Origin of the sequence: Vibrio fujianensis (genome assembly GCF_002749895.1) — a bacterium.
GTDB lineage: Bacteria > Pseudomonadota > Gammaproteobacteria > Enterobacterales > Vibrionaceae > Vibrio > Vibrio fujianensis.
This window is the reverse complement of record NZ_NBUS01000040.1, coordinates 50,489-62,177: the sequence shown is the minus strand read 5'-3', so window position 1 is coordinate 62,177 and position 11,689 is coordinate 50,489. Positions and strand designations below refer to the sequence as shown.

At 43.4% G+C, this 11,689-nt stretch carries 10 protein-coding genes and 1 pseudogene; 4 read left to right on the top strand and 7 right to left on the bottom strand.

The window, feature by feature from the left end; translation table 11 throughout:
* Both B7C60_RS18060 and B7C60_RS06225 read right to left on the bottom strand, forming a co-directional pair.
* Positions 1 to 263 (bottom strand): annotated as a pseudogene (locus B7C60_RS18060) (glucose-6-phosphate dehydrogenase); the annotation flags it as partial.
* Between the two features lie 245 nt (positions 264 to 508).
* Positions 509 to 3,382, bottom strand: a complete 2,874-nt coding sequence (locus tag B7C60_RS06225) for an HD domain-containing phosphohydrolase (protein WP_099610912.1) — start codon at positions 3,380 to 3,382, stop codon at positions 509 to 511.
* Positions 3,383 to 3,592: 210 nt separating this feature from the next.
* Between B7C60_RS06225 and B7C60_RS06220 the strand changes: the two genes are divergently transcribed.
* Both B7C60_RS06220 and B7C60_RS06215 read left to right on the top strand, forming a co-directional pair.
* Positions 3,593 to 4,348 (top strand): phosphatase, encoded by a 756-nt coding sequence (locus B7C60_RS06220; RefSeq protein WP_099610911.1) that lies wholly within the window; start codon positions 3,593 to 3,595, stop codon positions 4,346 to 4,348.
* Positions 4,349 to 4,545: 197 nt separating this feature from the next.
* Positions 4,546 to 4,935 (top strand): cytochrome b562, encoded by a 390-nt coding sequence (locus B7C60_RS06215; protein ID WP_099610910.1) that lies wholly within the window; start codon positions 4,546 to 4,548, stop codon positions 4,933 to 4,935.
* A gap of 56 nt (positions 4,936 to 4,991) precedes the next feature.
* Here B7C60_RS06215 and B7C60_RS06210 read toward each other — a convergent pair whose 3' ends face one another.
* A complete protein-coding gene (locus B7C60_RS06210; protein WP_099610909.1) occupies positions 4,992 to 5,924 on the bottom strand; it encodes a LysR family transcriptional regulator in 933 nt (310 codons plus the stop codon).
* 618 nt (positions 5,925 to 6,542) lie between these two features.
* Between B7C60_RS06210 and B7C60_RS06205 the strand changes: the two genes are divergently transcribed.
* Together B7C60_RS06205 and tdh are read left to right on the top strand one after the other, a co-directional pair.
* Positions 6,543 to 7,739 carry a glycine C-acetyltransferase gene (locus tag B7C60_RS06205; protein WP_099610908.1) on the top strand — a complete coding sequence of 399 codons (1,197 nt, stop codon included), beginning with the start codon at positions 6,543 to 6,545 and terminating at the stop codon, positions 7,737 to 7,739.
* Positions 7,736 to 8,767: an L-threonine 3-dehydrogenase gene (gene tdh, locus B7C60_RS06200; protein WP_099610907.1), complete on the top strand. Its 1,032-nt coding sequence runs from the start codon at positions 7,736 to 7,738 to the stop codon at positions 8,765 to 8,767. Before B7C60_RS06205 ends, tdh begins: the two co-directional genes overlap by 4 nt.
* A 121-nt stretch (positions 8,768 to 8,888) precedes the next feature.
* Here the strand turns inward: tdh and B7C60_RS06195 are convergent, their stop codons facing one another.
* From B7C60_RS06195 to arsB, 4 genes are all read right to left on the bottom strand, one after another.
* Positions 8,889 to 9,122, bottom strand: coding sequence for a thioredoxin family protein (locus B7C60_RS06195; RefSeq protein ID WP_099610906.1), 234 nt, complete (start codon positions 9,120 to 9,122; stop codon positions 8,889 to 8,891).
* A 9-nt stretch (positions 9,123 to 9,131) separates the two neighbouring features.
* Positions 9,132 to 10,136 carry a permease gene (locus B7C60_RS06190; protein ID WP_099610905.1) on the bottom strand — a complete coding sequence of 335 codons (1,005 nt, stop codon included), beginning with the start codon at positions 10,134 to 10,136 and terminating at the stop codon, positions 9,132 to 9,134.
* A 180-nt stretch (positions 10,137 to 10,316) separates the two neighbouring features.
* Entirely contained in the window at positions 10,317 to 10,847 is a 531-nt protein-coding gene (locus B7C60_RS06185) for a sigma-70 family RNA polymerase sigma factor (RefSeq protein ID WP_216639308.1), read from the bottom strand.
* A 40-nt stretch (positions 10,848 to 10,887) separates the two neighbouring features.
* Positions 10,888 to 11,689 (bottom strand): ACR3 family arsenite efflux transporter (gene arsB / locus B7C60_RS06180; RefSeq protein WP_245868689.1); only part of this gene is annotated, 802 nt, incomplete at its 5' end.

Genomic DNA, 11,689 nt, shown 5'->3' with positions numbered 1-11,689 from the left:
GTGTCAATGGCTTGATAGTGAAGGTGTTCACTGAAAGCATCAAGAATGGCGGGTTCGGTTTTTTCTAACTCTTGCAGGGAGCGTGTTAATTTTTCTCGATAAGTTTGATCGCTATATTCCGTTCGACTAACACCTAAAATACAAAAGGATTCAGGAAGTTGTTTGCTTGCATATAAATGATATAAAGCAGGAACTAACTTACGGTAGGTGAGATCTCCCGATGCACCAAAAATAACGATGCAGCTGTTTTCAGGTATTACCATCATCTTTCCCTTAAAAACGAAGTACTTAGTATGCGCCAACTCTAGGATTGTTGACTTTAGCAGCGCAGTACACGTATAAAAAGTAGTTTTTGGCTATCATGCTCATAGTCAAAACCGATATCCAGATCACACAGTGAGTGAAATGGCTACCGTTCTTTGGCAGGTATTGTCTACGACAATTTGACATACATCAACTATTGATGACGCAATCGATTAAATATTGAGTGTTCAAAGTGCGAGATAAATTAAAACTGGTCGCGTAAATAAGTTTTCACGGCTTGAATGTGTTGATCAATCGCGACTTGGTCTCGTTGTGCTTCATCGAGAAATTGATCGGCATAGGTTTGGTACACCTTCTGTTCTAAAAAAAGTAGGTAAAGTTTTGGATCAATATGGCCACTGGTCGCCATGGTCGTCATGATGTCTATCGATTCGGTGAGTGTTTTGGCTTTTTTATATGGCCTATCACTCGATGTCAGTGCTTCGAAAACATCGGCGATGGCCATAATGCGAGCTGGAATGGAAAGTTGTTGTTCATTTAATCCTCTTGGGTAGCCTTTTCCATCCATTCGTTCATGATGTCCTCCTGCAATGTCGGGCACATTTTTGAGATGTTCTGGATAGGGAAGACGTTTTAGCATGACAATTGTTTGAATAATATGGTCATTGATCATAAAGCGTTCTTCCTCGGTTAAGGTGCCGCGGCGCACACTGAGGTTATACAGCTCACCGCGGTTATAGCGCAGCGGTTTGGGCTTAAGTACAAAGCCTTCTTGTTCTATTGTTGCTAGTGGAGCGCTATCCCATTTTATTTGATGAACCACTTTATCAGCCAGAACGTTTTCCATCACTGGCAAGGTGGGTTTGTTGCGATGACGCTGAGCTTCCAGCCAAGAGATACCGATTTGATCATCTAAGGTGCGCTTCCATTGTCGTTGAGCAATCTGTCCAAGTCGGGCGATATCTTGCTCCGTCATTGATTCACTGCCAATATTGCACTGTGCGACAAAGGTAAATTCATCATCAAGCGTCTGGTGTTGTTTGGTGAGTGTTTTTTGTAGAGTGACGGGATTACCACCGTTAGCGATGGCTTGCCAGTAATCGGCTTCAGCTTGTACTTTCAGCAATTCAAAACGCATACGTATTTCGTGGATTCGGTCATAAATCGTCTCAAGTTTGGTCGCTTTATCGACCACATATTCGGGCGTGGTGACTTTCCCGCAATCGTGCATCCAAGCGGCGAGCATTAATTCTTCCCACTGTTCGGTAGATAAGATGAAGTCGGGGAAATAACGCTTATCTTTAGTTGCGGCTTTGGCGAGCATTTGGGTCAATTCAGGCACTCGTTGGCAGTGGCCTCCTGTATAGGGAGATTTAGTATCAATGGCCGAGGCGATTAAGGTAATAAAAGCATTCAGCATCTCTTTTTGCTGCTGCATTTTATCAATATTATCTTTGGCAATTTCTGCAAAGCTAAGCACTTCACGCAGGAACGCGTGTTTGTCAAGTTGCGATTTTTTGATTGCCCGTTCGTACCCCAAATTCAGTACACCAATCAGTTGACGTGATTTATTAATTAATGGAAACAGATAAATATCGCTATTAAATAGCTGATCTTTATAAGGGAATAATACATTGTCGTTACGATTTAAATGTATGATTTGTCCTTGACGTAGCTTGGTCAATAGCCAAGGTGTGCTTTGTACTAAGGTATTGATGTCAATTTTAAATGGTATGATTGCGTGGTTGGCGGCGGTGGTGAACTGCTGCTGATCGTGGTTATAGGTATAAAGTAAAATAGTTTCAGCCTTCGTGATCAAATAACCTTGATGAGTAATGGTTTTCGCAAAAACGTCAAAGTCTTGGTTAGAGGCAGCATCACGCAGTAGGCGTAATAAGTCATGCAGCGTGTGTTCCATCAATTCGATCGATTTCGTTAGATCGGCAACTTCTTTAATGATGCTTTTGGGATAGCGAGTTTTTTGGAAATCAAAACGAGAAATGTTACCGGTTTGCACGACTAAATCACTGAGTGGCTTGGCAATTCTATTCGAAACAAACCGGACAAAAAGAAAACTAATACTCAACATGAACAAAGCTAAGAATATTTGTTTATCCCGAATGCTTAATAAGGTTGCCATTAGGTCATTTTCTGGGGTTGCATGGGCAAGAATTAGGTTTACCTCTGGGCTTAACTTAATCAAGGAGTTTGCTCCAATCCAGGATTGATCCGCAAAAGTGAAGGTTTTCAGCGTACTTTTCTTGGCTGCTTCTGATGTTAAATTGGCAAAGATACTGGATGAAAACGGGGTTTGATCTCCTGAGCTAGGTTCACGGAATGTCATTGAAGTGTTGTGCTGTGCCAATAGTTGGAAATTTTGATCAAAGAGTGCCAGTTGAGTATTGGCGGTATAAGCGATGTTTGACAACTGTTCTGAGAGGCCATCTAGGGTGAAATCGGCACCCACCACTTTTTTTTGATCCAAGGATCGGCGCGAGAGCGATACACCGTACTGATTGATAAAGTAAAAAAAATAAGGTTCAGTCAGGCGGATAGCACCATCACTTTTTGCATTCACAAACCACGGGCGGACACGTGGATCAAATGGTGTGTCGTGATGTTCTGTTTGTTGAATAGGAATAAAGTGTTGATCTAAAAAGGTGATGCGGCTATATCCATTGACTAGTGTTTCATTAATCAGTAAGTGAGCTTCTTGCGGAGCTTGATAACGTTGTTTGCTCTGTTCGTTAAATAAAGGAACCAGCATGGTGAAATCGCCATTTTCATTGCCGAAATAAACCGTTACTAAATATGGATTTTGCTGAAAAATTAGATTTAATGCGTTGAGTGAGCGAATGTCTTCATCAATAGGATAGTGCCCATCAATAAAATGGCTGAAGGCCATAAAATCAAGCGTGGTGATGATTGGGGCAATACCTTGCTGGAAAGTCTGCTCTATTTTTTCTCGTTTTTCTTGATGGCTCTGTGTCAGGCTAACTTGAACCAGTTGTTTAGAATAATGGGAGCCCACCATAATAAGTATCATGCCAATAAACACAACCAGTACCATGAATAGTGTACTGATTTGTATGCTGAGGGAGAAATAGCGCTTCACCATGATCACATCCTAAGTTAGGTCATGGATTAAGTATTGTTCAGGTCGATTGAGTTGCCAAGCGGATGGAGTGATTGTGTGAATCTCACCCAAGATGACGGAGGGCGAGATTTGATCCGATATATGACATTGAAAGGGCCTCTGGGTATACGATTGGTAAGCTGATTCTCAGGCTGGTAAACTGTTCACCTGCTAAATATAAGGGAGTTGGTTATGAAACTTGCGGTCGATACTCATACACACACATACGCTAGTGGTCACGCTTATAGTACGTTAATCGAAAATGCTAAAGCGGCGCAAGAAAAAGGGCTGCAGATGTTCTGTACTACCGATCATACTGAGTCGATGCCTGGGGCTCCTCATTATTGGTTTTTTGCCAATCAACGAATTTTACCCCGCTTTTTACATGATGTAGCGATTATTCGAGGAATAGAATCAAATATTCTTAATGTACAAGGTGAGGTGGATCTTCACCCTTCCGTTGATCAACATCTAGATTGGGTTATCGCTAGTTTTCATGAGCCAGTTTTTCAGCCGAGTACCCAAGCTGTTCATACCCAAGCGCTGATCAACACGATAAAAAGCGGTCGGGTAGATGCATTAGGACACTTAGGCAATCCCAATTTTGATTTTGACTTTGAAACCGTGATTAAGTGTGCGGCAGAGTATAATGTTGCAATAGAAATTAATAACAGTACCTTAAAAGGACATAGTCGAGTGGGCAGTGTTGAGCGTTGTTATCATATCGCTGAAATAGCCAAATCGGTGGGAGCCTGGATCACAACAGGGAGTGACGCGCACTTTTGTCATGACGTCGGCAATTTAACGCTCGCGAGTGAATTATTAGATAAGGTTGGTGTCGAGCCATCCAGCGTTATTACTCATTGCCCGCAACAATTTTTGGCCTTTCTTGCACTACGCGGACGCCAGCCTATTTCTGAATATCAATCTATTTTTGAATATCAATAAAGGTAAATATGTCTGGTTTTTTGATCGGTTGTTTAAGCAAAATAGGTATATCCCCTTTTACTTGAAGACGCAGTGGTGCTAGCTGTTTTCGTTTACCCCAATCACATAGTTGGTCTATGTTAATGGGGATAAACTCCTTTGCCGCCTACCGGCAACTGCAAGTCGTTTGGACATAGACATTATAAGGAAGTTATACAATGAAAAAACGTTTACTGTTGAGTACGGGACTATTATTAGTCGCTAGTCAGGCATGGGCGGCTAATATGGATCTGAAACCACTCATGCAACAGATGAAATTGGAATTTAAGGCCGCAGCAGAAGCGCAAACTGTTGAAGACATGCAAGTGCCCATTGCACAGTTGAGCGTGTTGGTAACACAAGCAAAACAGGCGCAATACCCACCAGAAAGAGCAAGTATTTATCAAGAAGGGTTTAACAAGCTGACGGTGGCCTTAGATCAAGTGACGAATGAACTCTCAGCAGGTGAATTTGATGCGGCTAAACGGTCACTAAAAGAAGTCGATGATCTTCGTATTGAATATCATGAGAAAAAAAAGCCGAGTCTATGGCAACGTTTATTTGGCTAGCGGTTAGGTGATGATAATGATTCTCCCATCGCCCATGTGCGTTTGGGGATGGGGAATCATTTTGCTGGTGTTGCTAATTTAGGTTTGAGGTGCAGCAGAATAAAATCAATAAAGACGCGTAATCGAGCGGGCATATATTTGGTTTGAGCATACTGCATGGCAATGGCTCCGTGGTAGTTACTTTTTATCGTCCAATCTGGTAGTAATTGAACCACTTCCCCCTTTACTAAAGCATTTTGTATAACAAAATCATGGAAAATTCCAATTCCCAGTCCACTTTTTACTGCATTTAGGCGCATTTGCGAATGGTTGACGGCATAGCGACCTGAAATGGGCACGGTATGGAATTCATCCTCTTTAAGAAAATCCCAAATATGATCGCGTTCCGTCTCTGCAAGATATAAGCAATCATGCTCTTTCAACTCTGTTGGGTGACAAGGCGTGCCTCGCTCCTGCAAATAGGTAGGGCTCGCGCACAGCACTAAGTTTGTTTTGCACAATTCACGTAGCACTAAATTTTCATCGGGTTTATCTGTTAGTTTAAAAGCCACATCGATGTTATGGCGGAACAGATCAATCTCTCCATCGATAACCCGCAATTTGAGCTGAATGAGAGGGTACTGCTTGAGGAAAGGAATGACGAAAGGCTGGAGAACCGAATTAAGAAAGGCTTCGGGAGCTGCAATCGTTAATGCTCCAGAGGGTTCAGTATGGTCAGCATGAGATAATTCAAAAGCTTGCTGGGCGGCATTAACCATCACTAAGCACTGATCATAGACTCTTTGTCCGGCTTGAGTAATGACCAGTTTGCGGGTCGTTCTTTCAAATAATTTAACAGAAAGCGCCAGTTCTAGGCGAGTAATCAGCTTGCTCAATGCTGATGGCGTAACCCCCAGTTTTTGGGCGGCAGCAGTAAAGCTACCTTCATTAACCACTAAAATAAAAGTGGCTAGATCTGGGAGTAGGCTGATGAGTTTCGTATTAAGCATAATGGGTGTGCTTACTCTGATAAATTGCTAATAGGAGTTTATAACCATCTATCGATAGGATAGTTGTATGGCTAAATTATTCGCTTTTATTATGTTTTTATTTTTATTTATCAATATCCCCTTCCTACTTGAAGCTGCACGGGTGTTGGCTACGTTCTTTCACCCCAATCAACTAGCCTGTCTATGCTGATGGGGATTGACTCACTTGTCGCCTACCTGCCACTCCAAGTTGTTTGGGTATAAAATGTATTTTATTTGAGTTCTTCATTGGGTGTTTCATCGTCAATTGCCGAGTTATTGCGACACAAACGCACTATTCTGGCAGATTAATGACCAATCAGCCCTTGTGTATCATTTTTAATATTCACTTTTGTGATCTGTGCCAAGGTTTATTGATATTAATTTTATATTCCTCAGTCGTTTATTTGTGATTTTATTTCATAAATGATTTTCCACAACCCAAGATAATGCTCTCTCTAGACATCGATTACACTTACACTGATTCAAAGTTCCACCATTGTAAAGCCTGTTATGTCAGTGGCTTTACAGTGTAAATGGGAAATTTACTAAATGGTTCCACATCGTGAACGAGCAAGAATATTAAAGAAGGAAATAGCAATGTCTTGTGATTTTTATCAACAAATACGCCAACAGCTGGATGATGTTAAAACCGAAGGTCTCTATAAGTCTGAACGTGTGATCACCTCACAACAACAAGCGGCGGTTTCTATCTCAACCGGTCAAGAAGTGCTTAACTTTTGCGCCAATAATTATCTTGGTTTGGCTAATCATCCGGCTTTGATTGAAGCGGGCCAGCAAGGTATGGCGACCCATGGTTTCGGGATGGCTTCGGTACGTTTTATCTGTGGTACGCAAGATATCCATAAGCAGCTTGAAGAGAAGCTGTCTGCTTTCCTGGGCAAAGAAGACACCATTCTTTACACCTCGTGCTTTGATGCGAACACCGGATTATTTGAAACACTACTTGATAAAGAAGATGCCATCATCTCTGATGCGCTGAATCACGCTTCGATCATTGATGGCGTTCGTTTATGTAAAGCGATGCGTTTTCGTTACAGCAATAACAACATGCAAGAGTTGGAGCAGCAGCTGATTGCTGCTGACCAAGCGGGCGCACGCCATAAGCTGATTGTCACAGATGGTGTTTTCTCTATGGACGGCGTAGTGGCGAACTTGCCAGCGATTTGTGATTTAGCGGACAAATACCATGCTTTGGTGATGGTGGATGATTCCCATGCAGTCGGCTTTATGGGCGCAAATGGCCGTGGTACGCATGAATATCATAACGTTATCGACAGAATTGATATTATTACCGGAACGCTAGGCAAAGCGATGGGTGGCGCTTCTGGTGGTTATACTTCTGGTAAAAAAGAAGTGATTGATTGGCTGCGCCAGCGTTCACGTCCTTATCTGTTCTCAAACTCCGTCGCGCCTGCGATTGTCGCCGCTTCTTTGCGTGTTTTGGATCTGTTAGCTGAGAGTGGTGAGCTGCGCGATAAATTGTGGAGCAACGCAGCACATTTTCGTACTCGTATGGAAGCAGCAGGTTTTACCATGGGCGGCGCTGATCATGCGATCATCCCGATTATGCTGGGTGATGCGAAAGTGGCCGCTGAGTTTGCTGAGCGTGCATTAGTGAAGGGCATTTACGTGGTTGGTTTTTCTTTCCCGGTGGTGCCAAAAGGTCAGGCGCGGATCCGCACGCAAATGTCAGCGGCTCACAGTCGCGAGCAGCTCGACAGAGCGATTGACGTCTTTATTGAAGTCGGCCAAGAGATGGGGCTTATCAAATGAAAATTAAAGCATTAGCCAAGTTAAAACCCGAGCAAGGTATCTGGATGACCGAAGTGGATATGCCAGAGCTGGGTCATAATGACTTGCTGATTAAAATCAAAAAGACCGCCATTTGTGGCACCGATGTGCATATTTACAACTGGGATGAATGGTCGCAAAAAACCATCCCTGTACCTATGGTGGTGGGCCATGAATACGTCGGTGAAGTGGTTGGTATTGGTCAAGAAGTTCGCGGTTTTGAAATAGGAGATCGCGTTTCTGGTGAAGGTCATATTACGTGTGGTCACTGTCGTAATTGCCGTGGTGGTCGTACTCACCTTTGCCGCAATACGATTGGGGTGGGGGTGAATCGCACCGGTTCATTCTCAGAGTATTTAGTGATACCCGCTTTTAATGCGTTTAAAATTCCAGCCGATATTTCTGATGATTTGGCGGCGATTTTTGATCCCTTTGGCAATGCGGTTCATACAGCGTTGTCGTTTGATTTAGTCGGAGAAGATGTACTCATTACTGGTGCTGGCCCAATCGGTATTATGGCGGCAGCGGTGGCGAAACATGTTGGTGCTCGTCATGTGGTGATCACCGATGTGAATGAATACCGCCTTGATTTAGCACGTAAAATTGGTGTAACGCGGGCGGTTAACGTCGCAGAGCAAACACTTGAAGAGGTCATGAATGAACTCGGCATGACAGAAGGCTTTGATGTCGGCCTTGAAATGTCTGGAGTACCAAGTGCGTTTAGCTCGATGCTGCAAACCATGAATCATGGCGGACGGGTGGCTTTGCTAGGTATTCCACCTTCATCGATGGCGATTGATTGGAACCAAGTGATTTTTAAAGGCTTAGTCATCAAAGGCATTTATGGTCGGGAAATGTTCGAAACTTGGTACAAGATGGCAAGCCTCATTCAATCAGGCTTAGATTTAACCCCAATTATCACCCATCACTTCAAGGTCGATGATTTTCAAAAAGGCTTTGATGCTATGCGTAGCGGGGCTTCCGGCAAAGTCATCCTTGATTGGGAATAACCAACATAAACAAGAAAAGCGCTCCGAAAGGAGCGCTTTGGGAAAAATGGGTCACCTTTCTACTTATCAAATTAGGATTGGGACAGTTCGCTATTCGAAAACTGGTAAAAATTAGCGCTCCTTACTTTAACCAAGTTAAAATAAGCTCCGGTGTAGGGACTCCTCCTGCGTGAACCACTTCTTCATCCATGACGACACCTGGCGTAGACATCACGCCATAATTCATGATCGTTTCAAGGTCGGTCACTTTTTCAACCGAAACATCAATGCCTTGCTCTGCCGCAACTTTCTCAATCAGTTTCGCGGTATTGACGCAGTTGGCACAACCTGAACCGAGTACTTTAAATGCTTTCATGTTTATCTCCTAAAATTGCCAGAACGGTAAGTTAAATATCCACCCCATAACAGTAAACGCTGTTAGCAGTAGACCAAAAAGAAGCCCCAATAAGCGCCATTGCATCACTTGTTTTAGCATGACAAATTCAGGCACACTTGCGGCGACGGTACTCATACAAAACGCTAATGTCGTACCAATGGGAAGACCATTTCTCAGTAAACTCTCCATGATGGGAATCACCCCCGTCGCATTAGAATACAAAGGGATACCAATTAATACTGAAGCTGGAACAGACCACCATTGACCCGCGCCTAAGTGGGTTTCTATCCAGCCATCGGGTACAAAACCATGTAAGCCTGCGCCTATACCCACGCCAATAAACACCCATTTCCAAACCCGCCCGATGATCTCAACCATCTCCTGTTTGGCAAACTGATGCCGATATGAAAGCGAGATTGCGGCCTCTTCGTTGCTAACGCCTAGATTTCCCTGTGTATGTTGCCGGGCTTGGGCTTTCTGCATCGCTTTTGCGGCAAAAGGTTGCAACCAACGCTCTGCTCTTATGGTGTCTAAAAACCAGCCACTCAGTATCCCGATCAGCATTCCAATCAGCACATACAGGATGGTGAATTTCCAGCCAAGCAGGCTAAACAGAAGCAATACTGCGATTTCATTGATCAATGGCGAGGTAATCAAAAAAGCCATGGTGATCCCAAGCGGGATACCTGCGGAGGTAAAGCCAAGAAAAACGGGAATACTGGAACATGAGCAAAATGGGGTGATCGCCCCGAAAACACTCCCCGTCACATAGCCAAAAAGACGCCGTTTGCCTGCAAGGTAGTGGCGCACTTTTTCAACCTTTAAAGAGGCGCGAAATAAAGCAATGAGGTAAATCATGACAACCAGCAACACCATTATTTTGCTGGTATCTTCAATAAAAAAGTGGGCTGCATCTGCCAACTTAGTACCTTGCTGCATAGCAAACAGCTGATAGGTCATCCAATCAGCAAGATGGGTAAAGACTTCAAACATACCGGCTCCTTCAACCTCATAATTTGTCTTTATGTCACTAAGACGAAGTCAGTGCCGAAAGGATGCAGAATTTTTACTATGGTTAATGGCAAGATAACCCAGTAAGGTTCGCTTTACTCAGAAGAGGCAATGAATGCAGATTATGATGCGCCTGCCGTCGCCTATTCAGCTGTGACAATATTATCGGCTGTCGCTATCTTTGAAAAAGCAGCAAACACGCTGTTGTTCGTCGAAACGTATATGACATTGCGTTTGCAAAATGTGTTTAAGTTTTTGTCTGGCGCGTTGAATGCGCGACTTGGTTGCCACTAACGTAAGTCCATTTTGCTCGGCAAACGCCTGCTGAGTAAGACCTTGTAGATCACACTGTTTGATAATTTCTCTCTCAGATTCAGTCAGGTTTGAAAGTGCTTTTGGTAGGCATTGCGCAAGGCTATCGACGGCGGGGAGTTCATGCTCTTGCCATATCGACTCATTATCACTCAGCTCCTGAAATTGTTCTTGATTCGTCTTACGTTGCTTATCAATGAGCATATTCCGCGCCACCCGATATAACCACGCTCTTTGGTTTTGAATATCGCAAAACGCTTGCTTCTGCTGTAATGCTTTTAAGAAGGTATCTTGTAGTAAATCAAAACTCAGATCAGAATCGCCGGTTTGTTTCAGAAGCCAGCGGTAGAGTTCGGATTCGGAAAAATGCCATGTCTCCATAAGACATGGCACGACGGATGTTTGTTTCGATAGACTGGGCTTAAGCATAATATTTACGCTTCATTCTTAAAGCGACGTTAACCAAAGCGATTAAAATAGGTACTTCAACTAAAGGTCCAATCACACCAGCAAACGCTTGATCAGAGTTGAGCCCGAATACCGCAATAGAGACGGCAATAGCTAGCTCGAAATTATTGCCTGATGAAGTAAAGGCGATAGAGGCGTTTTGGTCGTAAGGGATCCCCATACGTTTTCCGATGTAGAAACTGGCAAAAAACATCACCATAAAATAGATGATAAGTGGCACTGCAATACGCAATACATCCATCGGTAATTCAATGATCATTTCACCTTTCAGGCTAAACATTAAAACGATGGTTGCCAAAAGCGCAATCAAGGTGATCGGTGATATACGTGGAATAAAAATCTCGTTGTACCACTGTTCCCCTTTTGCTGAGACCAATACTTTTCGGCTTAAGAAACCCGCTAAGAAGGGGATGCCTAAATAAATTAACACGCTTTGTGCAATATCCCAGATCGTGATGTCAACCACGAAACTTTCCAGACCAAAATAAGGCGGTAAAACGGTAATAAATAGCCATGCCATAAAACTGTAGGTGACAATTTGAAACGCGCTATTTAACGCAACCAAAGTGGCACCGTACTCTTTGTTTCCGCCACTGATGTCATTCCAAACCAACACCATAGCGATGCAGCGAGCAAGGCCGATCAGAATCAGCCCTACCATATAACCAGGTTGATCGCGTAAGAAAATGATGGCTAATGTGAACATCAAGATAGGGCCCACGATCCAGTTCATCACTAGAGAAAGTGTTATCGCG

What these genes read in the sequence shown, in the direction of transcription:
- B7C60_RS06195 (WP_099610906.1), bottom strand. Translation starts at nt 9,122, where the DNA reads ATGAAAGCATTTAAAGTACTCGGTTCAGGTTGTGCCAACTGCGTCAAT.
- B7C60_RS06210 (WP_099610909.1), bottom strand. Translation starts at nt 5,924, where the DNA reads ATGCTTAATACGAAACTCATCAGCCTACTCCCAGATCTAGCCACTTTT.
- B7C60_RS06185 (WP_216639308.1), bottom strand. Translation starts at nt 10,847, where the DNA reads ATGGAGACATGGCATTTTTCCGAATCCGAACTCTACCGCTGGCTTCTG.
- B7C60_RS06215 (WP_099610910.1), top strand. Translation starts at nt 4,546, where the DNA reads ATGAAAAAACGTTTACTGTTGAGTACGGGACTATTATTAGTCGCTAGT.
- B7C60_RS06190 (WP_099610905.1), bottom strand. Translation starts at nt 10,136, where the DNA reads ATGTTTGAAGTCTTTACCCATCTTGCTGATTGGATGACCTATCAGCTG.
- B7C60_RS06220 (WP_099610911.1), top strand. Translation starts at nt 3,593, where the DNA reads ATGAAACTTGCGGTCGATACTCATACACACACATACGCTAGTGGTCAC.
- tdh (WP_099610907.1), top strand. Translation starts at nt 7,736, where the DNA reads ATGAAAATTAAAGCATTAGCCAAGTTAAAACCCGAGCAAGGTATCTGG.
- B7C60_RS06225 (WP_099610912.1), bottom strand. Translation starts at nt 3,382, where the DNA reads ATGGTGAAGCGCTATTTCTCCCTCAGCATACAAATCAGTACACTATTC.
- B7C60_RS06205 (WP_099610908.1), top strand. Translation starts at nt 6,543, where the DNA reads ATGTCTTGTGATTTTTATCAACAAATACGCCAACAGCTGGATGATGTT.